Annotated in this window: 18 protein-coding genes; 4 read left to right on the top strand and 14 right to left on the bottom strand. The window is 70.1% G+C overall.

Annotated elements, in window-relative coordinates; genetic code table 11:
- Nucleotides 1-95 precede the first annotated feature (95 nt).
- The 3 genes from ACH4E7_RS35920 (at nucleotide 96) to ACH4E7_RS35910 (ending at nucleotide 3,221) form a co-directional block, all read left to right on the top strand.
- Nucleotides 96-767 carry a TetR/AcrR family transcriptional regulator gene (locus ACH4E7_RS35920; protein WP_396253381.1) on the top strand — a complete coding sequence of 224 codons (672 nt, stop codon included), beginning with the start codon at nucleotides 96-98 and terminating at the stop codon, nucleotides 765-767.
- A 347-nt stretch (nucleotides 768-1,114) separates the two neighbouring features.
- A complete protein-coding gene (locus tag ACH4E7_RS35915; protein ID WP_396253380.1) occupies nucleotides 1,115-2,185 on the top strand; it encodes a ketoacyl-ACP synthase III family protein in 1,071 nt (356 codons plus the stop codon).
- Nucleotides 2,186-2,294: 109 nt separating this feature from the next.
- Nucleotides 2,295-3,221 (top strand): alpha/beta hydrolase, encoded by a 927-nt coding sequence (locus tag ACH4E7_RS35910; protein ID WP_396253379.1) that lies wholly within the window; start codon nucleotides 2,295-2,297, stop codon nucleotides 3,219-3,221.
- Between the two features lie 162 nt (nucleotides 3,222-3,383).
- Here ACH4E7_RS35910 and ACH4E7_RS35905 read toward each other — a convergent pair whose 3' ends face one another.
- From ACH4E7_RS35905 to ACH4E7_RS35845, 13 genes are all read right to left on the bottom strand, one after another.
- Nucleotides 3,384-4,349, bottom strand: coding sequence for a chlorinating enzyme (locus tag ACH4E7_RS35905; protein WP_396253378.1), 966 nt, complete (start codon nucleotides 4,347-4,349; stop codon nucleotides 3,384-3,386).
- 175 nt (nucleotides 4,350-4,524) lie between these two features.
- Entirely contained in the window at nucleotides 4,525-6,240 is a 1,716-nt protein-coding gene (locus tag ACH4E7_RS35900) for a pyridoxal-dependent decarboxylase (RefSeq protein ID WP_396253377.1), read from the bottom strand.
- Between the two features lie 45 nt (nucleotides 6,241-6,285).
- The gene (locus ACH4E7_RS35895) at nucleotides 6,286-7,776 is read right to left on the bottom strand and encodes an APC family permease (protein ID WP_396253376.1); all 1,491 of its coding nucleotides are present in this window, start codon (nucleotides 7,774-7,776) and stop codon (nucleotides 6,286-6,288) included.
- Between the two features lie 85 nt (nucleotides 7,777-7,861).
- On the bottom strand, nucleotides 7,862-8,386 hold the full coding sequence (locus ACH4E7_RS35890; RefSeq protein ID WP_396253375.1) for a 4'-phosphopantetheinyl transferase superfamily protein: 525 nt from the start codon (nucleotides 8,384-8,386) through the stop codon (nucleotides 7,862-7,864).
- Nucleotides 8,387-8,439: 53 nt separating this feature from the next.
- Entirely contained in the window at nucleotides 8,440-8,694 is a 255-nt protein-coding gene (locus tag ACH4E7_RS35885; protein ID WP_350744100.1) for a hypothetical protein, read from the bottom strand.
- Nucleotides 8,687-9,556, bottom strand: coding sequence for an alpha/beta fold hydrolase (locus ACH4E7_RS35880; protein WP_396253374.1), 870 nt, complete (start codon nucleotides 9,554-9,556; stop codon nucleotides 8,687-8,689). Before ACH4E7_RS35880 ends, ACH4E7_RS35885 begins: the two co-directional genes overlap by 8 nt.
- Complete coding sequence (locus ACH4E7_RS35875) at nucleotides 9,546-10,544, bottom strand: NAD(P)H-dependent flavin oxidoreductase (RefSeq protein WP_396253373.1); 999 nt, start codon at nucleotides 10,542-10,544, stop codon at nucleotides 9,546-9,548. Before ACH4E7_RS35875 ends, ACH4E7_RS35880 begins: the two co-directional genes overlap by 11 nt.
- Nucleotides 10,544-11,371 carry a hypothetical protein gene (locus ACH4E7_RS35870; protein ID WP_396253372.1) on the bottom strand — a complete coding sequence of 276 codons (828 nt, stop codon included), beginning with the start codon at nucleotides 11,369-11,371 and terminating at the stop codon, nucleotides 10,544-10,546. Before ACH4E7_RS35870 ends, ACH4E7_RS35875 begins: the two co-directional genes overlap by 1 nt.
- Nucleotides 11,371-11,616, bottom strand: a complete 246-nt coding sequence (locus ACH4E7_RS35865) for an acyl carrier protein (protein WP_396253371.1) — start codon at nucleotides 11,614-11,616, stop codon at nucleotides 11,371-11,373. Before ACH4E7_RS35865 ends, ACH4E7_RS35870 begins: the two co-directional genes overlap by 1 nt.
- The gene (locus ACH4E7_RS35860) at nucleotides 11,613-12,491 is read right to left on the bottom strand and encodes a diiron oxygenase (protein ID WP_396253370.1); all 879 of its coding nucleotides are present in this window, start codon (nucleotides 12,489-12,491) and stop codon (nucleotides 11,613-11,615) included. The genes ACH4E7_RS35865 and ACH4E7_RS35860 overlap by 4 nt, the downstream gene beginning before the upstream one ends.
- Nucleotides 12,492-12,535: 44 nt before the next feature.
- Complete coding sequence (locus ACH4E7_RS35855; RefSeq protein WP_396253369.1) at nucleotides 12,536-13,633, bottom strand: hypothetical protein; 1,098 nt, start codon at nucleotides 13,631-13,633, stop codon at nucleotides 12,536-12,538.
- Between the two features lie 418 nt (nucleotides 13,634-14,051).
- Nucleotides 14,052-15,284, bottom strand: a complete 1,233-nt coding sequence (locus tag ACH4E7_RS35850) for a cytochrome P450 (RefSeq protein ID WP_396253368.1) — start codon at nucleotides 15,282-15,284, stop codon at nucleotides 14,052-14,054.
- A gap of 208 nt (nucleotides 15,285-15,492) precedes the next feature.
- A complete protein-coding gene (locus tag ACH4E7_RS35845) occupies nucleotides 15,493-16,167 on the bottom strand; it encodes a ScbR family autoregulator-binding transcription factor (protein WP_396253367.1) in 675 nt (224 codons plus the stop codon).
- Between the two features lie 593 nt (nucleotides 16,168-16,760).
- Here ACH4E7_RS35845 and ACH4E7_RS35840 point away from each other — a divergent pair.
- Nucleotides 16,761-18,617, top strand: a complete 1,857-nt coding sequence (locus ACH4E7_RS35840) for an acyl-CoA dehydrogenase (RefSeq protein ID WP_396253366.1) — start codon at nucleotides 16,761-16,763, stop codon at nucleotides 18,615-18,617.
- 977 nt (nucleotides 18,618-19,594) lie between these two features.
- Here ACH4E7_RS35840 and ACH4E7_RS35835 read toward each other — a convergent pair.
- Nucleotides 19,595-20,356: a sulfite exporter TauE/SafE family protein gene (locus ACH4E7_RS35835; protein WP_396253365.1), complete on the bottom strand. Its 762-nt coding sequence runs from the start codon at nucleotides 20,354-20,356 to the stop codon at nucleotides 19,595-19,597.
- Between the last annotated feature and the right edge of the window lie 120 nt (nucleotides 20,357-20,476).

The following is a 20,476-nucleotide window of genomic DNA, read 5'->3' as shown; positions in this document are numbered from 1 at the left end:
GGTCAACGCCCGTGCGAACAGCGGGTATCGGAGCAAGGCATGATGGGGCGATGCAGCGAACGAACGCACCGCGCCGACCTGTCGGACGTCCCCCCGTGACCTCTCGCGAACAGATCCTGACCGCGGCCCGTGCCCTCATCGACGAGTACGGGTGGGAGAAGCTCACGGTCCGCCGACTGGCGTCCGAGATCGGCGTCGGGACGACGACCCTGTACTCGCACCTGCGGGACAAGGAGGACCTGCTGTTCCTGCTGATCTACGAGTACGCGGAGCAGATCCCGCACCCCGAGCTGCCGAGCGAGCCGCGGGAGCGGATCGTCACGGCCGCCGTCGCGATCCACGACGGCCTGGCGGCGTGGCCCTGGGCGGCGGAGGTCCTCACCACCGACGGGTTCATCGCCCGGCTGGGCGACTCGTTCCTCTGGCTGGTCGAGACGATCCTGGCCGGGGTCGTCGACGCCGGATGTCCCCAGGACCAGACCGTCCGGATCTTCCGCAGCATCTGGTACTACACGGTCGGCGAGATCCTCGTTCGCGCGCACACCCGCCACCGCAAGATGGACGAGGAGGACCCCACCTGCCTCAACCCCTACTTCGGCAACGCCGACGGCCCGCTCCGACACCCGACCCTGGCCGCCGTCGCCGGCCGGTGGGCGGCCCTGGCCGGGCAGGACACCTTCGAGCAGGGGCTGCGCGCCTTCATCGACGGCCTGCTCGCGCAGTGCCTGGCGGAGACCTCCGGAACACCGGGCGCGGGGTCGAGCTGACCGTTCAACTGTCTACCGCAGACAGTTGAACGGAGCGCGCCGGGCACGGCTTTCCGTGGATCCTTCACGCATTCGCGTGGGTATTTCCTTTTCGCCCGCCCGCGCCTAGCCTCGGTCGACGGTGGCGGCGGGCCCGGAAACGGGCGGACACCCGCGGAAGTCATGAGAAATGCACCTACGAGGGGCCGGGCCCGGCATTGTAGCGTGACCGTATCCCGAGAAAACCTCTCCGCGATCCGGTCCCCGCGATCCGGGGCCCGGATCGCGGGGCCTGACCGTGCTCACCGTGAACCGCTCACCGCAATCCCGTGCCAGACGGGCATCGAACTCGGAAGAAGAGTCGGACCATGAACATCCCTGTCTATATCGCGTCGGCTGCGGCCTGGATTCCGTCCGCGGAATCGGCAGCGGAAGCGGTGGCCGCCGGTCAATACCCCGCCGATGACAATGCCACCAACAAAATACCCTGCCTGCCGGTGGCCCCGGATGACATCTCGGTCCCGGACATGGGAGCGATCGCCGGGCGGAGGGCCCTGGAACGGGCCGAGGAGATCGTCGGCGGCCAGGTCGACCTGATCCTGCACGCGTCGATCTACCACCAGGGCCGCGACCACCACTGGAACTCGGCTCCGTACATCCAGCGCGAGCTGGGCGTCACCGACGCCTTCTCCCTGAACCTGGAGGGGATGTCGAACGGCGGAATGGCGGCGATCGACCTGGCGATGGCCCAGCTCGAGGCCGGCCGGGCCACGAGCGCGCTGATCACCACGGCGGACCGGTTCTGTCCGCCCGGGTTCGACCGGTGGCGGGGCTCGTACGGCATCCTCTTCGGCGACGGCGCCACGGCGATGGTCCTCTCCACGACCGGCGGTTTCGCCCGCATCCACGCCATCGCGTCGATCACTGACAGCTCCCTGGAACCGCTGCACCGGGGCACCGCCCCGTTCACCAACGCGTACGGCGTGGTCGAGAACGAGAACCTGCGCACTCCCAAGAAGTCGTACCTGGAGGAGGTCGGGACGGAGTCGGTACTGCGGCGCGCCGAGGAGGCGCTGATGAGCGTCCTCGCCAAGGTGCTCAGCCGGACCGGGAACAAGCTCGACGACTTCGCCAGGATCCTGCTGCCCAACATGGGGCACGGGCTGATGGAGGCCCAGTTCTTCAAGCCGCTGAACATCCCCGCCGAGCGCACGCTGTGGAACTGGGGGCGGTACGCGGGGCACTTGGGCGCGGGCGACCTGACCGCGGCGGTGGCCCGCCTGGTGGAGAAGAAGGAAGTGAGCCCGGGCGACCGCGTGCTGCTGATCGGCACCGGCGGCGGCTACTCGGTGACCGTGGCGGCGGTGGAGATCGAGTCGGTGCCGGAGTGGCCCGAGACCACGACCGACTTCATTCTGCCCGCCGACGTCACGGCCTGAGTCCGAAACGGCTGCTCGCGCCGTAGCCCGACCCCGTTGAACAGCCGGCCGCGCGGATCCGGACCGCCGGATCCGCCGCCGGTGTGACTCAAGGAGAGCCCTCTTGGCCATGGACCGTTTCGTCCGCGCCTTGATCCAGTGGCAGGCCGGCAGCCGACCCGAACCGGCGCGCACGCTCACCGTGGCGCAGCAGCGCGAGCGCTACGCCGCACAGGCGGCCCAGTTCAGCGCGGGCGCCCGGGACGCGGGCGTCGAGACGAAGGACCAGCTGCTCGACGGCGGAGACGGCGAGTTCGGCGTCCGGACGTATCTGCCGCCCACCGACCGGGGGCGTCTGGTGACGTACCTGCACGGGGGCGGCTGGGCCGTCGGTGACGTCGACACGCACGACCCGGTCTGCCGCCGCATCGCCACCGAACTCGGCGCGGTCGTCGTCTCCGTCGACTACCGCCGTGCGCCGGAGCATCCGTACCCCGGCCCGCTCCGGGACGGCATCGCCGCGTCCGACTGGGCGGACCGCGCCTTCCCGGGCCGCCGGCACGTGATCGCCGGGGACAGCGCGGGCGGGACGCTGGCGATGGGGATCGCGATGCACTACCGCGACCACGGCGGCGTGGAGTTCGCCGCGCAGCTGCTGGTGTACCCGGTGGCCGATCCGCAGCTGCGGTTCCCGTCCGCCCGCACCTACGGCTCGGGGTACCTGCTTGAGGTCGACGACCTGCGCTGGCACTACGAGCAGTACCTACCGGACCCGGCGCACCGGACGGACCCGGCGGTCGACCTGCTGGGCGCCGATCACCGCGGACTGCCGCCCACGGTGGTCGGCACGGCCGAGTTCGACCCGCTGCACGACGAAGGCGTCGAGCTCGCGGCGCGGCTGGCCCTAGCCGGCGTCGAGGTGCAGCACGTGCCCGCTCCCGGCCTGGTGCACGGATATCTCCTCATTGCCGGCGTCCTGCCGGCCGCCGCGGCGGCGACGGGGAACGTGCTGGCCGCCGTGGAACGGATGTTGACCTCGGCGCCCGCGGCGCAGTAGCCCACCGGCCGCACCCCGCTCCCGCAGCCCTGGTCCGTGCTCCGCCCCTGCGGCATGGAGCACGGACCAGGGCTGCGGCGCATGCCCGGGAGAAGGCAACCGCCCCGGCCGCCGCAGCCCTGGGAGCCGCCGCAGCCCGGGAACCGCAACCGCGCGTCGGCCTCAGGCGCCCGTGGGCGCGCCGCCGCGGCGACGGCGGAAGACACGGCCGGCGGTGGTGCTCATGGCGATGCGGTTGTGGCCGAAGCGGTCCTCGCCGCTGACCAGGACCGCCCCGTACCGTTCCAGGCTCGCCCGGGCGCCGAACTCCTCGACCGCCGAAGCTCCGGGGTAGACCCGCACGAACGCGGGCACGTAGCGGGCCGAGAAGCCCATGCGCATCTGCTTGGTCCGACCGGCGTGCGGGTGCGAGGCGTGCAGGAGGCGCGACCAGAAAATGACGAACTGCCCGGCCCGCAGCTCCATGGACACGGCCCGCGACTCGTCCGGCCGCCAGTTCGGGTCGATCTGGAGTTCGCGGTAGTCGTAGCCGAAGAAGCCGCGCCGGACGCCGTTCTTCACCACGGAGGTGTTCCGGTCGGGGTCGTAGCGCATGCGCTTGGTCTCGTCGTAGTGCATGGTGCGGTGCGTGCCGGGGATGAACTGCAGGCCGCCCATGTCGGCGGGGGCGTCGGTGAAGGCGCACCACACGGTAAGGCAGCCGCCCGGGCCCGATCCCGGCGGCCACTGGATCTGGGGCCGACCGGAGGCATTGGCGAAGGTGACGGACTGGTGCCAGTCCGTGCCTTCGTTCCCCGGGTACTTGGGGAAGAAGTCCGAGCGCCAGCACAGGACGTCAGGGCCGAGCACGGAGACGACCCGGTCCACGATGCCCGGCTGGGTGATGTGGTCGGCGAGGAAGGCGTTGTCGAGGTGCCGGTCGTGGTTGGACAGGTTCGCCGCCTCCGACCCGTCGGTGGCGTCCTGGTACACCGCGCCGCTGCAGTCCGTGAGGTCCTGGCGGGTCCGGGCCCACTCCCGTGCGATCTCGTCGGGCTCGTAGAGCGTGAAGGGGCCCGCGTACCCGGTCCGGTGGAACTGCACCAGCTCGTCGGCGGTGAGCCGGAAGTCGTGCTGTTGGGCGGACATGCCTCTCCTCGGTCGTGGCTCGGGACGTCTGGGGAGACGTGGACCGGCCCGGGAAAGCGAAGGGGCCCACGTGCCCGGGGAGCACGTGGGCCCGCCCGCATCCGCGGCGGCCTTCTCGAGCGGCCCGTGGGGGCCGCGTCCGTCACCTCAGACGTCATTGCGGTGTGGGTGCGGGTCAGCCCGCCATCGCGTCGGCCACCGGTTCGACCGGTCGGGCCGCTCGCGCCCCGCCGGCGGTGGTGCCGGTGGGCGGGGCCGGGGTGAAGGCGCCCGGCTGTCGCAGCTCGTCGAGGAGCTCGTCGACGAGCTCCCTGGTGAGGTGGCGCATCACGTACAGGTGGACGTACGCGCGGGCGGTACCGTCAACGTGCACGGACTCGCTGGCCAGGGAGTAGCGGCGGACGATGTCCGCGCGGGGCTGGCGGAACCGGATGCTCAGCGACTGCGGGCTGCGGGCGACCCACAGGTCATGGCCCAGTTGCTCCTGCAGTGCGAGGAGTTGCCGGTGGGTGTAGGCCGCGAGGTGGTCGCACTCGGCCGCCAGCCGGGCCTGGTCGTCGTAGGAGTGGCGGGCCAGGTAGTCCCACATCAGGAGCGAGGAGAAGCCGTTGCGGGAGCCCGCGAAGGTGGTGTCGGCGGCGCCGATGTACTCCGAGGCCCCGGGCGGGGCCATCTGCAGTCCGGTGCGGGTCATGAACACTCCGCACGCCCACGGCGTGCCCATCCACTTGTGGCCGCTCATGGTCAGTGAGTGAAGGTCGCCGAGCCGGAAGTCGAAGACCGGCGGTGCCTGCTCCACCATGCCCGCGTTCCGGGCCATCTCCAGGAAGGGCGCGTAGCCGGCGCCGAGGGCCCCGTCGACGTGTAGCCAGAATCCCGACCGTTCGTCCTGGCCGCCCTCCTCGCCGCGGCCCTGGTGGACGGTCCGCTTGTCCAGCCCGTACGCGGCGCAGATGGCGCGCACCGTGCGGGCGACCGCTTCGACGTCGTCGTAGGCGCCCTTGAAGGTGGACCCGTAGTTGAGGCTGACCAGGATGGGGTAGCCGCGGCTGGCGAAGAACCTGACCAGGACGGCGAGTTGTTCGACGTCGATGGCGCCGTCCTCGGTGGAGGGCACCTTCCGCGGCCAGGGGGTGCCCGGCGCGAGCGGGTTGTCGTCGGGGTAGCGCGTGGAGCCCAGGTCGTGGAAGGTGTCGATGGCCAGCGCCCGTACGGCCTTGGTCAGCGAGTAGTGGGTGTCCTCGGAGAAGAACGCCACCGGATGGAAGGCGTTCGGGCCGTCGCCCTGCGGGGCCTGCTCGACACCGGCCTGGCCCGGCTCGCGGTGGTGGGTGCGCAGGGGCTTGCCCGACAGGTAGTCCCGTGCGTTCCACAGACCGTACAGGTTGCCTTCGCTGGAGCCCATGGTCAGGACGTACCCCCAGTACGACTCGGGGTCCTGCGGGTCGTGCGGCCACTTCGCGTGCCACAGTGACGCGAAGTAGTCGAGGACGACGCGTTCGAGCACCTTCGAGTTGAGTGTGTACGAGCTGGACTGGTACGGGTCCCCGACGTTGTTGAGGTGCCGGTTGAGGTAGTGCCCCAGGCGTTGTTCGTAGTCGAGGTCGCTGGTGACCTGGTAGCCGGCGAAGTTGCGGGTCTGGGTGTCCACGTGGCGGCGGAACAGTGCCTCGGCCTCGCCGTACTGCTGCGCGTCGAGCCCGGTCGGCGGCAACTGCACCTTGTAGTGGGGCACTTCGGGAACGTGGAGGTAGGCCGCCCTGGGGTCGCTGGACGGCGGGGTGCCGTAGGGGCGGCCGCCGACGACCCCAAGGCTGCTGAAGGTCTTCTGCCACGGTGTGTCTTCGGGGCCGAACGGTATGTCCGCATGGGTTTCGGCTTCACGAACCATTGGAGCTGATCCTTTCCAGTGCGCGGCTCCCCGCTCGAGGCGGAGTCACTGCGCTGCTTGGGAGAGGCTGCCGGCGGGGTCTCCGAGCGGGGCGGTGGGCGGCGGCACCGGCATGGATGCGCCGCCGAGGCGGGCGTACCGGTCCGGACGGGCCGAGCGCAGCCAGGAGGCGAAGGCGATGCCGAGGCCGACGGCGACCAGCAGGAGCCACGGCAACGCGGTGACGACGGGATTCGTGGTCCCGGTCAGCACGTCGAAGTTCGACACCACCAGAACCGCCGCGGTGATCAGTCCCAGCGCGCCCAGCGCGGGCGCGATGACGGTCTGCCAGCGTTCCTCGCGCCGGTTCCGGAAGTAGCCGATCACCGCCACCGAGGCCAGGGCCTGGAGCAGGATGATGCCGAGGGTGCCCAGCCCCAGCATGCTGGTCGACATGTTCACGTACGGATCGAGGCCCGCAGCCGCGAACAGGGCGACCGTCACCGTGCTGAAGACGGACTGGGTCACACTGGCCCGGTGCACGGAGCTGTGCCCCGCGTGCGTGGCGTTGAGGCGGGCTGGCAGCAGCCCGTCGCGGCTCAGGGCGTACATGTACCGGTTGGCGGCGTTGTGCAGCGCCAGCCAGGAGGCGAAGAGGCTGGTGCACAGCAGCACTTGCATGGTCACGGTGGCGGCGTGGCCCAGGTAGCCGTCGCTGAGCAGGAAGAACAGGTCGCCGAGGTGGTTTGCGGCTTCCGCTTGGATCCGCTCGGGGCCCACCGCACCGACGGCGACCCAGCTGGTCAGGGCGTAGAACGAGGCGACGACCAGGACGGCGATGACGGTGGCGCGGGGCACGCTGCGGTGCGGCGCCTTGGCCTCCTCGCCGTACAGGGCGGCCGACTCGAAGCCGAGGAAGGAGGCGAAGCCGAACATCACGGCGACGCCGAGTCCGGGGGCGAGGACCTGGTGGGGGGCGAAGGAGGCGGACGGCAGGGCCGCGGCGCCGTGACGGGCCAGGACCGCGATGTCCAGTGCGACCAGGATGGCGATCTCGCACACCATGCAGACGGACAGCAGCCGGGCGCTGAGGTTGGCCTCCCGGTAGCCGAGCAGGGCGACCAGCAGCAGGCCGAGTCCCGCCCACACCTGCCAGGGCAGGTTCAGCCCGTGGTCCGCGGCCACGTTCTGGGTGAAGTAGGCGAACGCGCCGAGGACCCCGACCGTGGCGGCGTTGTAGGCGAGCACCGCGAGCAGTCCCGCCCCGGCCGCCACCCGGCGGCCGAGACCGTGCGCGATGTGGGCGTAGAAACCGCCCATGTCGCTGATCCGCCGTGAGATGGCGGCGTAGCCGGCGGAGAAGCACAGCAGGGTCAGGCCGGCGAAGAGGAACATGGCCGGTACGCCGGGGCCGGTGCCGAGGGCGAAGGCGAGCGGGACGGTGAACACCATCGCGGCCAGGGGGGCGGCTGCGGCGATGATGATGAACACGATCTTCGGGGTGGTCAGCGTGCGCTGGAAGCGCGCATTCCCCCCGGACGGGGATGTACCGGTCATGAGGGTCTCCAGATGAGGGGCAAGGGCCCGGAACCGAGCGGCGGATCAGGCTCATGGGAGGGCGGGTGGGCGGAAGGGCCGGACTTCAGCGACGGATCGCCACGGCGAACGACAGATCCGCCTGCGCGTGGATCCACACCGGCACCGATTCGCCGCCGTACGTCGCGGTCAACACGCCCTCGGAGCGACCGAGGTGGATCTGCCAGAACAGGAACTCCCCCAGCATGCCGAGGCAGTTCAGAGCCTTGAAGGCGGCCTCCTTGGCGGCGAACAGGTCCCGCGCGGTGTGGGGCCCACGCGGGGGGAGCAGCAGGCGCCGCTCCTGTTCCCGCAGGACGAACGCGGCCATGCGGGGGGTCATGGCCGCGGGTTCGATGTCGACGCCGACCGCCTCGGCGCCGGGGACCACCACGGCGACCGCGAGCCGGCCGGTGTGGGAGATCGAACCGGCGAACCCGTGAGGGAAGAGCGGCCGGCCGTCCCGGGCCCGCGGCACCGTCCGCTCGGCGGACCCGGCTGCGGCCAGCGCGGCGGCGGCCGCCCGGCGGCCGGCGGTGAACTGCTCCGCCGGTCCGTGGGGCGGCGCCACCCACGACGTTTCCAGTGACATCCGCGGCACCGTGCCCCGGGCCGGGGCCGGCTCGACGATCACCGTGCGAGCCCTCAGTTGCGCAGCGCCACGACGTGGCCTGCCAGTGAGTCGATCGAGCGCAGCACTTCCGGCCGGATGTCGTCGTCCCACTCGAAGCCGAACGCGTCCTCCATCGCGACCAGCAGGGCGACCAGTGCGGTGGAGGGGACTCCGGCCTCGCGGAGCGAGGCGGTGTCCTGCACCTGGCTGACGAAGGAGGGGCCGCCGAACACGCCGACCAGCAACTCGCGGATCCGCTGCCGCACCTCCACCGCGGTGTCAGGCATTGGCTTCCACTTCTTCGATGAACTTCCGCGTGATCTCCTGGAAGGCCACCGGCTCGTCGAGGAAGGGCACGTGGCCGGCCTTGGGCATGATCACGCAGCGGCCCTTGGGGAACAGGGCGGCCAGCTCGTGCCCCGCGGTCGGGCCGAGCAGGATGTCGTCGTCGCCCAGGGCGATCAGCGTCGGCGCCTGGATCCGGGTCAGCAGCTCGGAGCTGGGGTCGCCCTGCTGCGCCAGCGCCAGGCCGTTGTTGAGCTCCTCGGGCGTCGACATGGCCAGGAAGCTCTCCCGGAGGCCGAGGTAGCCCGGCACGCGGTACTCCTCGATCATCTGGGTGCTGACGAACTCGGGGTACATGTGGGCGAACAGCGTGGGGATGTCGTGGCTGTTCAGCGTCTGAAGCCAGGCGCGCTGGAGCATCCGGTGCCGGCGGATCTGCGGGCCGACGACCGGTCCGGCCAGGATGAGGCCGCGGACCCGGTCCGGGTGGGCGAGGGCCATGTCACGGGCGAGCTGGGTGGAGGCCGAGGAGGCGAGGAGGTAGGTCGAGTCGATCTCCAGGGCGTCGAGCAGCCGGGCCAGGTCCTCGACGTGCTCCTCCCAGGTGGGCTCCCGCTCCAGGCGGGTGGAGTGGCCGTGGTTGGCCAGGTCGTAGCTGACGATGCGGTGGTGCTTGACGAGCTCGTCGGTGTAGTCCCGCCAGAACGGGGCGGTGAAGAAGAAGTTGTTGAGCGTCGTGATGGCAATGCCTTCACCGGTGGACTCACAGTAGAGCTCGACGCCCTCCCTGGTCGGGATCAGCGGCAGGTCCTCGCGGTAGCTCAGGTCGTGGTAGTACTCGTCGTGCACTGCCTCAGTGGACATGGTGTTCCGGCCTTTCGTTGCTCTTGACTGTTTCGGGGCCCGGAAGGACCCGTGCGAACGCGGCGACGACGTCGGCCGCCGGGACTTCCTCGGTGATCTCGCCGCAGGACTGGCCGCAGTACAGCGCCATCTCCTCGATGCGGCCGCTGGTCGCATCGGTGGGGACCGCCGCGCTGAACCGCGGCACCAGGTACGGCTTCCCTTCGACCACCGTCTTGCCGATGAACTTCGCGGGCAGGCTCGGGTCGGCGGTGACGGCCGTGGCGAGCACGCGGTGCCGCCGGCCCGGCCAGCCGACCTCGTACACGTCGCTGATCACGGTGTCGGCCTGGTCCGCGGCGGTCACCGCGGACTTGAAGCGGGCGTGGGCACGCGACTGGTGGGCGACGACGAAGGCGGTGCCGAGCAGCACCCCGTCGGCGCCGGCGGCCAGCGCCCGTGCGGCCTCCTCGGGCGAGCCGATTCCGCCCGAGGCGACCAGGCAGGCGTCGGGCAGCAGTGCCCGCAGTGCTCCCACCAGGTCGTCGCGCCGCTCCGTACCGAGCAGGTGGCCGCCCGCCTCGATGCCCTGGGCCACCACCACGGCGCCGCGGTCGGCCGCGTGGACGCCGTCCCGGACCGACCCGACCTGCACCACCAGCTGCCGGCCCGCCGCGGTGACCCGGTCGAAGACCGCGTCGTCGGGCATGCCGAAGAAGGACAGGTGCACGCGGTCCGGTGTCTCGTCGAGCACCTGGGCCACTTGCCGGTCCAGCTCGTCGGGCCCCACCACTTCCGGTATCAGGTTCACGCCGACGGGCCGGTCGGTGCCGGAGACCAGCCGGGCGAGGATGGCCGACAGCGCGCTGCCGGCCAACTTGTAGCCGCCCACACAGCCCGCGGCGCCCGCGTTGGACACCTCGCAGGCCAGCTCCGAGCCGGCGACCCCGCCCATGCCCGACTGGAGCAGGCTCACTCGGAGGCCGAGCACGCTCGCTGCGGACGGCATCAGTGCAGGCTCTCGACCGCGGCGGCGGCGGCGTCGGCGCTGCCGAACCGGTCGGTCAGGACGTGCACCCAGCGCTCCAGGCCGAAGGCCAGGCAGCTGGTGTGCGCCGTGTCCTCGCCGGCCAGGATGCCGCACCGCTCGCCGAAGAAGTTCCGGTGGTAGTTGACCGAGCCGATGGCCAGGCCGCCCACCACGAACTCCTCCTTGACCGGGAACAGGCGCTGCATCTTCGCCTTGCCGCTGTTCTTGTCGAAGAAGGGGTCGGTGGCGACCTCGAGACGGAGGTCGAGGCCGAGCTCGGCGCACAGGGCGGTCACGGCGTCCTTGGCGCGCAGCAGGTGGTTCTTGGCCACGTCCTCCGCCGCCACGCAGACGATCTCCCGCATGGAGAAGCCGAGCAACCGCTGGAGGCCCTGGTAGTGGGTCTCGTTGCGGAAACAGGTGCCGACCGTGGTCCGCATCGTCCCCTCGGCGGGCAGCGTGGAGCCCGCCAGGTTGACGTAGATGGAGTAGCAGGCCGCCGAGGGCAGCGCGAACGCGGTCGGCTCCATCACGTCGGCGGGGATCCGCTCCACCGGCCGCTGCGACTGCTTGAGCAGGCCGCCGAGGCGCTCGGGGTCGAGCCGGGTCGCCGCGAGGCCCAGGTGCGGGAAGTTGTCGTAGTAGTCGAAGCGGTCGAGGTCCTCGCAGCGCATCAGGAACGGGAACCGGAACTCCGGGGCGCCCCAGCCGTCGGCCAGGCGCCGGAACACCGCGTCGATCGCCCGCAGTACCCGCAGCTGGCTGCCGTCCAGAACTCCGAGGCCGTTGTCGGTCACTGTGGTCATCAGGCTGCTTCCTTCATGAAGAATCGGGCGTTCACCGCGCTGAGGGTGCGGAAGTCGTCGAGGTCCAGGTCCTCCGGGTCGATCGACTCGCCGGTCAGCTCTTCCAGCAGGAAGATGAACTCGACGAAGGCCAGGGAGTTGATGGCGCGGCTGTCGATGAGGTCCAGGTCGTCGGGCAGCTGGTCGAGCTTGGGGTTGCGGGCCAGGATGAAGTCGCGCACCGCCTGCATGGGCTCGGTGGTCACTTGATCAGCTCCCTGCCGACGCCTGCCTTCGACAGGAACTTCCGCGTCCGCTTCAGAACCTGCGCGTGCGCCTCGATGCGGGCAGGGTGCTCCAGCGCCCGCCGGCGCAGCGCGAGGGCATCGGGGATGCCCGCGTCGCGGTAGGCGGCCGGGTTGTAGAGGGTGGCGATGCTGTACTGCAGGTAGCTCTCCAAGTACTCGGCGACCACCGGCACCTCGTTCGGGTCGCGCTTGGCCACCTGGGCGAGCAGGTCGGTGAAGATCATCCGGCCGAAGGCGACGTGCCGGCTCTCGTCCTGGTGGTGCACCCGGTTGATCTCGCGGGCGATCGCCGGCAGGGACTGGTCCGTCGCCATGTGCGCGTTGTAGTAGTCGACGATCTCCTCGAAGATCAGGATGCGGGCGAACACGATCAGCTCGCGGGCCACGGTGGAGAGGTGCTCGACCGAGTCGGCCTTCAGCGCCGGCTGCGCCGGGTACAGCCGGCCGCCGTAGCGCAGGCAGAACTGCGCGAAGAACCACATGTGCTCGTTTTCCTCACCGATGAAGTGGTGCAGGAATTCCGAGACGTCCGCGTAGGTCCGCTCGTGAATGCGCATCACGACGTCGTTGAGCAACTCGCGGATGCCGTGGATGTTCAGGCTGAAGAAGTTGATCGCCTCGTACTTGGTGAGCGCGATCTGCTGTTCGCGGGTCAGCTCGTCCCACATCTCGGTGCCGGCCAGCGTGGTCAGGCTCTCGCTCATCCACGGCATGCCGGGTTCGATGGCGTCGGGCCAGTCGAACATCGAATAGGGGTTGTAGTAGCCGGATTCGGCCAGGTTCTCCAGCCGTTCCAGGTCCAGCACGATCGGCTCGATTTCACGTACCGCCATGTTTCACTCACCCTTCCGAAGACAGTGGTGCAGGAGTTTCAGCTTCAGCTCGTCGATCGAATGTCCGCGCGCACCCGGACCGGCTCACGGGAGCCGCACTCGTGATGCCCGAAGGGCGCGTTGCCGGAAGCCGCGGACGGGATCACCTTGTTGTAGATCGACCCGAGGCACAGCTCCTGGAAGTCCGCGGTGTTCGGCGACAGGCGGGCGGCCAGCTGCGCCTTGGCGATGTCGATGGTCTTGAGCGCGCCGTCGTCGTCCACGACTTCCACGCAGGCGTGCGGCAGGTCGAGGGCGCCGCCCAGCACGCCGCAGAACCAGCCCCGCTTCGCCTCGGCCCGGTATCCGGCTGCCCGGAACCGCTCGGCGAGCAGCAGGCTCGCCGCGATGCAGCTGGTCGCACCGAGCGCGTGCACCAGGTCGTAGTCGGCCTGCATCGCGACGGGGATCATCTGCCAGCGGTAGCCGGAGTCGAGGTAGTCCCGGGTGATGCCGCGCAACTGGGCGGAGAGCAGGGGGGTCCGGGCGCCGACGATGGTGACCGTCGCCTCGTAGGAGGCCGAGCGCGCGCTCGGCTCCGGCGCCGCTCCCCCGGCCAGCCGCCCGCCGAAGCGGGCGGCTTCGGGCGCGGCGAAACGCCAGGGCGCCTCCCCCTCGCACGCGGTGCACTCCAGCGTGACCCTGAAGTCCCAGGACTTCTCGCGCAACAGGTCGTCGACCGGACGGCTGGCGAAGCGGAACAGCATGCGGAACGCGAGTTCCGGCTGGGTGTTTCCCCGGCCCGAGTACATGCCGAGGTTGTAGAGATCGTTCACATCGAAGTGGCGCACGCCCGCCCGGACTTCGAACGGAAGGCCCGCGTCCACGAGTCTGTCGAGGTCCGCCGAATCGCACCTCAGCATTTCCTGCGCCGTCGATTCGGGATGGGTCTTGTGGGAATACTTGGCGGGCATGAACTCGATGGATTTCGCCACCGTTTCCCACGGCTGCTCGGGGGTGACGTCTTGACGCAGCACAGCCTTTCCCTCCAGGAAAAAAGATCCGGCCGACGAATCGGCGCCTTCACTGCCACAACGCCAAGGCAACGCGACTGGATCGACTTTAGATGTCGGGGGTTGCCCCGCGGAATAGTGGTTCCGCATGCCCGTTCATGCGTTTTGCACACGCGGACCGGAGGAATCAATACGGGCGCACCCGGGTACGGCGGCGGCCGGGGGCTCGACGTTCCCCCCCCGGGGGTGCGAAAGGTTGCCGGCGGCGGCCCGACGGGCCGTGCGCGGCGAGCTGCGGGGCCGGCCGGTCGGATGAGGAAACCCGCGCCCGGGTTGCGCCGACGCCCGGTGGGGACGTCCCGGGCCGCCGAACCGACGCCGGTGGTCCGGCAGACGGCCCGCGGCGGCAGGGTACGTCACGTGGCCCCGCGCGGCTGGATCCGCCAGGACCAGGTGGGCCCGGGCGTGTGCCGGGCCGGACGGGGTCCTCGGCGAGCGCGGCGGAACCTGATGGCCGGCGGTGCCACGAGGTCGCACCGCCGACCGGCGAAATCGCTCGACGACGAGCTCAGGAAACCGGGGACAGGAACACCGGCAATTCCCGGTAGGTGTTCATCAGGAAGCTCTGCGCAGGCTCCAGCTCCTCCGGGCGGCACACCAGCCGCATGCGGGGAAAGCGCTCGAAGAGGGCGGCGAAGGCCGTTGTCGCCTCCAACTCGGCGAGCGGAGCGCCCAGGCAATGGTGCGTTCCGTGCCCGAAGCCGAGCAGATCACGGTCCTGGCGCAGCACGTCGAAGCGGTCGGCGTGGGGTCCGTAGCGCTCGGGATCCAGGCCGGCTGCCGCGAACGAGACCAGGATGGGGTCTCCCTTGCGGATCGTCACGCCGTCCAGGTCGATGTCCTCGACGGCGAACCTCATCGGCGAGTACGCGCCGGGCGTGTGCACCCGCATGGTCTCGTCGGACACGTCCTGCCAGGTCGCGCGGCCCGCCAGGACGTGCTCCAGCTGGTCGGGGTGGCTCAGCAACGCGCCCACGGCGTTGGTGATCAGCGCGGCGGTGGTGTCCTGACCGCCGGCTATCATGAGGAAGAGAGTGCCGAGCAGTTCCTCCTCGCTCAGGCGGTCCCCCTGGTCCCGCGCCTCGATCAGGGACGTGGTCAGGTCGTTCCCGGGCTCGGCCCGTTTGGCCCGCACCAGGTCCGACAGCAGCGTGAACGCCTGCAACCGCGCCGCCTCGACCTCCTGTGCCGAGATGGTGGTGCTGAAGACCTTGTGCAGGGCGACGCACAGCGCGTCCGTGGCCTCGCCCTGCGGGACGCCGAACAGTTCGCAGATGACCCGCATCGGCAGCACCTCGGCGAAGGCACGCCGAAGGTCGACCCGGGTTCCGGCCGGAAGAGCGTCCATCCGGTCGAGGAGTTCCGAGGTGATCCCGGCGACCCGGGGCCGCAGCATCTCGGTGCGCCGCATGGTGAACGCCCCGGCGACCAGCCGGCGCAGCCGGGCGTGGCTCTCCCCGTAGGCGAAGAGCATGTTCTCGTTCGCCACCCATGGGTACAGCGGCCACTCCGCGGTGATCCGCCCTTCGACGAACGCCGGCCAGTGCTGATGAGCGTCCTTCGACACCCGCCAGTCGGTCAGGAGTTGCTCGACGTGCCGTTGCCCGACCACGGCCCAGGCCACGACGCCCCCGGGCAGCTCCACCTGCACGGCCGGGCCCCGCGCCCGCAGCACCGCCGCTTCTCCGGCCAGGTCATGCCCCGTCACGTCCAGGACGTAAGGGCAGCCGGCAAGGTCCATCTTCTTCCCCCCTCCATCGTTCCCCGCGGCGCAACAATCTACTGCGCCTCGCGCCGGGCGGGGACTCCCCACCCGGCACATTGACGGGCCGGCACCACCACCTGCCGGGTCCCCCTCGCCGGCGGGCCGGACGCGTCGGGCAAGACGACGACCCCTCGCCGTGCTGCCGGGCGGTGCCGTGCGTGAACGACCCTGCGGGTCGACACACCTAAACGGCGGCGCGGGACTCGTCACGCAGCTTCAGCGCCGCGTCGTACACCCGGGCCCCCCGATCGGCGGCCAGGTCGAGTCGTGCGAACACCGGCGGCACCGCGATGGTCTCCATCAGGTGGCGCTGCAACTCCGACACCCGTTCGGGCATGTCGGCGTGATCGGTCATGATCTTGGACAGTATCTGCACCCCCGTGAACGCCCCGAGGAACATCCGCGCCGCGGCCGCCACGTCGACGTGCGGCAGCAGTTCGCCGTTCTCCCTGGCCTTTTCGAGCAGGACTCGGTTGCGCTCGATCCACCCGCTCATCGGCACACGCCGGTCCAGGCCGTCGTTCGGCGTTCCCTGATCCATCGTCAGTCGGATGCTGCCCTGCACGACCGGATCCCGCTTGGAGAGCATGTAGGCGAGCACGAACGCCTCGTCCAGGCCCTGCTGGAGCATCAGTTGCTGCGGCGGCAGTTCCGGCACCGAGGTGAGCTGGTCGGCCAGGACCGCCTGGGCCAAATCGGCCTTCGAACCGAAGTGGAAGTACAGGGACCCCTTGGCCGCCTTTGCCCGGTTGAGGATCTCGGCGATCGTCGCCGCTTCGTACCCCACCTCGGCAAAGACTGCGGCTGCCGCGACGAGGATGGCCCGCCTCGTCCTGATGGCCCGTTCCTGCACCGCCACGCCCTACCTCCGCCTTACTCCATCAGCGATTGGACAAAAACAAACCGATGGCATATGATCCCACGCCCTGCTGCTCGCACGGCCGACCGCCCAAGGAGCAGTCGTGACGAGCGCCCTAATGGATACATTAGACGCACATTAACGGCCTTTGGACAAGACGGGACGCTCGACTTTTTTCTCGGACTCGTCCTACCGGTCAGTAGACCGATTTCCTGCAATGAATAAGCTAATCCACCGCGGAATCACCGTACGCGAACGACGGGGCCCCTTCGATACGTTTCGGCGAGCGCGCCGACCGCCGACCCGAGCCCGTCAGTTCGCCCAGGATTCCGGCCGGTCAGCACCTTTCGGCCGCGCCCTCCACAGCCTACCGGCAGCGCTCGGGGCGACGGCCGAGAGGGCGCCCGACGCGGCCGCCTAGGACAAATCAGCAGAAAACGCAACACCACGCGCGGCAACGTTTTCATTGCTTGAAGTAGAAAACGATGGCCCCGTATCTTCTGGGGCGATCAATGTCCTGACCGAGGTAGATCAACCGGGGGAGACTCATGGCACTCGTGGCAACCGAACCTGACGTGCGTGCCGTCGAAACCTTGTCGGCCGCAAGACCGGAAGCGACGGGCACCTCGCCGGTCCGGCAACTGTCCCGGCTGCTGTTCGGACACGGCAGCGAACGGGAGAGGATCCACGGCACCTGGCGCCGGCTGATCAGCCACCCGACGTTCCGCCACCGCCCCGGCCGCTCCGCCGCCGAACAGGAAGCCCTGGCCTACACGTGGCTGCGGCTGGTGAACGACACCGTCGACGGAGCCGAAAGCCTCGCCGCAGACCCCGACCTGCTGGCGAGTCTGCACGAATGGGCCGCGATTGTGGACGGCGGAGGGAGCCTGTGCACGGTAGCGGGGATCCACTACAACCTGTTCCTGGGCAGCATCCTGGACCACGACCCGGACGCCCGCCGGGACCTGTCCGAGTTCACGGCCATGCGCCGCATCGGAACATTCCTGTGCACCGAGCTCGACCACGGCAACGACAGCTTCAACATCGAGACCACCGCCGAACTCGACCGGGACTCGGGCGGGTTCGTCCTCCACACCCCCCATGCCGGCGCGCAGAAGTTCATGCCCAACACCAGCACCACCGGCGGCCCCAAGGCCGCAGTGGTCGCCGCCCGCCTCCTGGTGGACGGCCAGGACCAGGGCGTCTTCCTCTTCCTGACCCCGCTCAGCGACGAACGGGGACCGCTGCCCGGCATCCAGGTGCGCCGGCTTCCCCCGCGGCCGGGCGCCCCCGTCGACCACGCCCTCACCTCCTTCTACCACGTTCGGCTGCCGCGCGAGGCCCTGCTGGAAGCGGACCACGGCCGGCTCGGTCACGACGGCACCCTGACCAGCGCCCTCGGCAGCCGCCGCAAGCGATTCCTGCGGTCCATCGGCCGGGTCACCGTGGGCAAGCTGTGCATGAGCGGGGCAGCCGTCGGTGCCTCACGGGCAGCGCTGGCCATCGCAGTCCGCTACGGCCAGCACCGCCACGTCACCGGACCCAAGCCCGGCCAGCGCCTCGCCCTCAACGTTCACCGCAGCCACCACAGCCATCTGCTGACATCGCTGGCCACCGCCTACGCGATGACCTTCCTGCACCGCTCGGTACTCTCCCGCTGGAACCACCACACCGCCGAGGACCGCAGCGAGGCCGAACGCCTGGTGGCGATCGCCAAGGGTTGGATCACCTGGCAGGCTCGCGCCATCGTCGTGGAATGCCGCGAACGCTGCGGTGCCCAGGGCCTGTTCGCCGTCAACGGCCTGGCGGGGTACGCCCAGTATGCCGAAGGAACCGTGACCGCCGAAGGCGACAATCTCGTCATCTGGAGCAAAGCCGCAGCGGAACTGCTGTTCAGCCACCAGGCCGATGCCGCTGCGGCGACCACCCCACCGGCCTCCGGTGAGCTGACCGACCCGCACGTCCTGCGCGCCCTGCTCGCCCGGGCCGAAGCCATCTGGCAGGCACGCGCCCGCACCGCCCTGCGCCGCGGACCCTTCAACGACCCCGTCGCACGCTGGAACGTCACCTCCTCGGCAGCCCTGCGGATGGTTTCCGTCCACGCCGCCCTGCAAGCCGCCGACGCCTTCATCGACGCGGTCCACCGGGCCGCGGAACCCCAGGCCCGGCATCTGCTGCGACAGCTGTGCACGCTCTTCCTGCTCGACCAACTCGGCCACCACTCCGGCGACCTGCTGGCCGAATCCCACCTCACCCCGGACCAGGTCCGGCAACTGCCCACCGTCACCGACTCGGTCTTCGCGGATCTCGCACCGCACATGACCACCCTCGTCGACGCCTTCGATCTGCCCGGTCAGTTCCTCGACGCCATACCCATCGCCAACGGCGCCCGCATCGACCTCGCCGACTACGCACCCGTCCCCGGGGAGCACGTCCGAGAGATCGTCTGAGCCGCTGGTTCGACGGCCGCTCCCCGGCCGGATCGCCTCGGCCGGGGCCCGAAACGCGTCGCCGCTCGTCCTCGACGGATGTCGAGGACGAGCGGCGACGGGCATTCGGCCGCCTGTTCTCCCTACGTGTTCAACTGCCCAAACACGGCACTTGAACACGCACCCGGGGCGATCGGCACACGGAACCGGCGAGTCACCGCAGGGGCCGGCACGAGCGTCCACCAGGTCGCGCGCCGTCCGCACCCCTGCGGACGGCGCGCTCGCGGACGCGTCGCCCCGGCCGGAGGATGACGCCGAGCAGCGGCACCACTAAAGTGAATTCCGCGGAGAGATCCCGGGTAACGGGAGGCCTGCTCATGACGCCTCTCGAACGCGCCTGCACGGCGCTTTTCCTGGTCAGCCGAAATCGGCTCGATGGATTCGGCGAGAATCCCTCGAAGTCATCCGCCGCACCGGTGCGTCCGCGAAGTGGATTTCCTCGCCACGCCGCCCGGTGTCGAGGAGCGGCCGATCCGGATAACCGGGCGGCACATCGGCTCCAGGGCGCCGCCCTTCCCCCGGGGGCAGCGCCCTGGTCGTGGCGGGCGAGAAGAATGTTGCACGAAGGGCCGGAATCATCAGGTCGGCGCTCCGAGGGGCAGCGGCGCGGGTGTGTGCACGATCATTTCCGCCTCCCCCGAGCCGCGGTCCGGTGCGAGCGCACGAACCGTCCGGATTCTCGCCCGACGGATACTTCGCACTCCCACTGCAGGGGCGTTTCAAAGTCCCGGTGATCATGTGAGTTCGCAGGTCGCGGCGATGAGAGGGAGCGGGCCGGGCCGTCACGAATGCGACGAAGCTCCGGTCGAACGGGGTGACCTTCCCAAGTCGCCCTGAACCACCGGAGCTTCGATGTGTCGTCAGTCTGCCACCGTTTGCCCGGTCAGGTCGCCCGCTCTGGAGGGCATGGCGGGGTTGCCGCTGGTGGAGCGGCACGCTCAGGTGACCAGCAGCCGGGTGACGGCTGCCAGGCCGACCAGGACGATCGTCGCGCGCAACGCGGGCGGCGGGAGTCGGCGGCCGACCCGCGCGCCGAGCTGTCCGCCGAGGGTGGAGCCGACGGCGATCAGCCCGACAGCCGCCCAGTCGATGTGCGAGACGAACAGGAAGAAGCAGGCGGCGACGGCGTCCACGATCAGGGCCAGCACGTTCTTCGCGGCATTGAGCCGCTGCATGTCGTCGGCCAGCAGCATGCCCATCAGGGCGATCAGCAGCACGCCCTGCGCCGCACCGAAGTAACCGCCGTAGACGCTGGTCAGGAAGACCCCCGCGATCAGCAGCGGCCCCTCGGCTCCGCCCCCGGCGCCGCCCTTCCGGCGGACGGCCATCGCCCTGGCGACCCGCGGCTGGATCACCACGAGGACCAGCGCCAGCAGGATCAGCACCGGCACAATCACGGTGAAGGCCCGGCTCGGCAGCTTCACCAGGACGTACGCGCCCAGCAGCCCGCCCAGCAGAGCAGCCGTGCCGAGCCGGAGCAACCGGCCCGCCTGGCCGTTGAGTTCCCGACGGTAGCCGAGCGCGCCGCTGAGCGTGCCGGGGACCAGACCGATGGTGTTGGACACGTTGGCGGTGACCGCAGGCACACCGAAGGCGAGCAGCACCGGGAAGGTGATCAGCGTGCCGGATCCGACGATGGTGTTGATGGTTCCGGCGCCGACTCCCGCAAGCAGGACGGCCGCCACCTCCCACGCTGACATCTGCCATCCCCTTCGATCGGTCCTGTTGTTCGGCTCAGGACGAGCATGCCGGACGGCCGGGGCGGGAACCAGTGTTCCCAACTCCGAACGCCGCGGCGGCTCTTCGGCGTGTGCGTGCCG

It is taken from the genome of Kitasatospora sp. NPDC018058 (assembly GCF_044327205.1).
Classification (GTDB): domain Bacteria; phylum Actinomycetota; class Actinomycetes; order Streptomycetales; family Streptomycetaceae; genus Kitasatospora.
This window is presented reverse-complemented; position numbering and strand designations above follow the sequence as displayed.

Bases quoted from the DNA above. Each gene is read 5' to 3' on its own strand.
- ACH4E7_RS35915 (WP_396253380.1), top strand. From the start codon at position 1,115: ATGAACATCCCTGTCTATATCGCGTCGGCTGCGGCCTGGATTCCGTCC.
- ACH4E7_RS35910 (WP_396253379.1), top strand. From the start codon at position 2,295: ATGGACCGTTTCGTCCGCGCCTTGATCCAGTGGCAGGCCGGCAGCCGA.
- ACH4E7_RS35905 (WP_396253378.1), bottom strand. From the start codon at position 4,349: ATGTCCGCCCAACAGCACGACTTCCGGCTCACCGCCGACGAGCTGGTG.
- ACH4E7_RS35900 (WP_396253377.1), bottom strand. From the start codon at position 6,240: ATGGTTCGTGAAGCCGAAACCCATGCGGACATACCGTTCGGCCCCGAA.
- ACH4E7_RS35895 (WP_396253376.1), bottom strand. From the start codon at position 7,776: ATGACCGGTACATCCCCGTCCGGGGGGAATGCGCGCTTCCAGCGCACG.
- ACH4E7_RS35890 (WP_396253375.1), bottom strand. From the start codon at position 8,386: ATGTCACTGGAAACGTCGTGGGTGGCGCCGCCCCACGGACCGGCGGAG.
- ACH4E7_RS35885 (WP_350744100.1), bottom strand. From the start codon at position 8,694: ATGCCTGACACCGCGGTGGAGGTGCGGCAGCGGATCCGCGAGTTGCTG.
- ACH4E7_RS35880 (WP_396253374.1), bottom strand. From the start codon at position 9,556: ATGTCCACTGAGGCAGTGCACGACGAGTACTACCACGACCTGAGCTAC.
- ACH4E7_RS35875 (WP_396253373.1), bottom strand. From the start codon at position 10,544: ATGCCGTCCGCAGCGAGCGTGCTCGGCCTCCGAGTGAGCCTGCTCCAG.
- ACH4E7_RS35870 (WP_396253372.1), bottom strand. From the start codon at position 11,371: ATGACCACAGTGACCGACAACGGCCTCGGAGTTCTGGACGGCAGCCAG.
- ACH4E7_RS35860 (WP_396253370.1), bottom strand. From the start codon at position 12,491: ATGGCGGTACGTGAAATCGAGCCGATCGTGCTGGACCTGGAACGGCTG.
- ACH4E7_RS35855 (WP_396253369.1), bottom strand. From the start codon at position 13,633: ATGCGGAACCACTATTCCGCGGGGCAACCCCCGACATCTAAAGTCGAT.
- ACH4E7_RS35850 (WP_396253368.1), bottom strand. From the start codon at position 15,284: ATGGACCTTGCCGGCTGCCCTTACGTCCTGGACGTGACGGGGCATGAC.
- ACH4E7_RS35835 (WP_396253365.1), bottom strand. From the start codon at position 20,356: ATGTCAGCGTGGGAGGTGGCGGCCGTCCTGCTTGCGGGAGTCGGCGCC.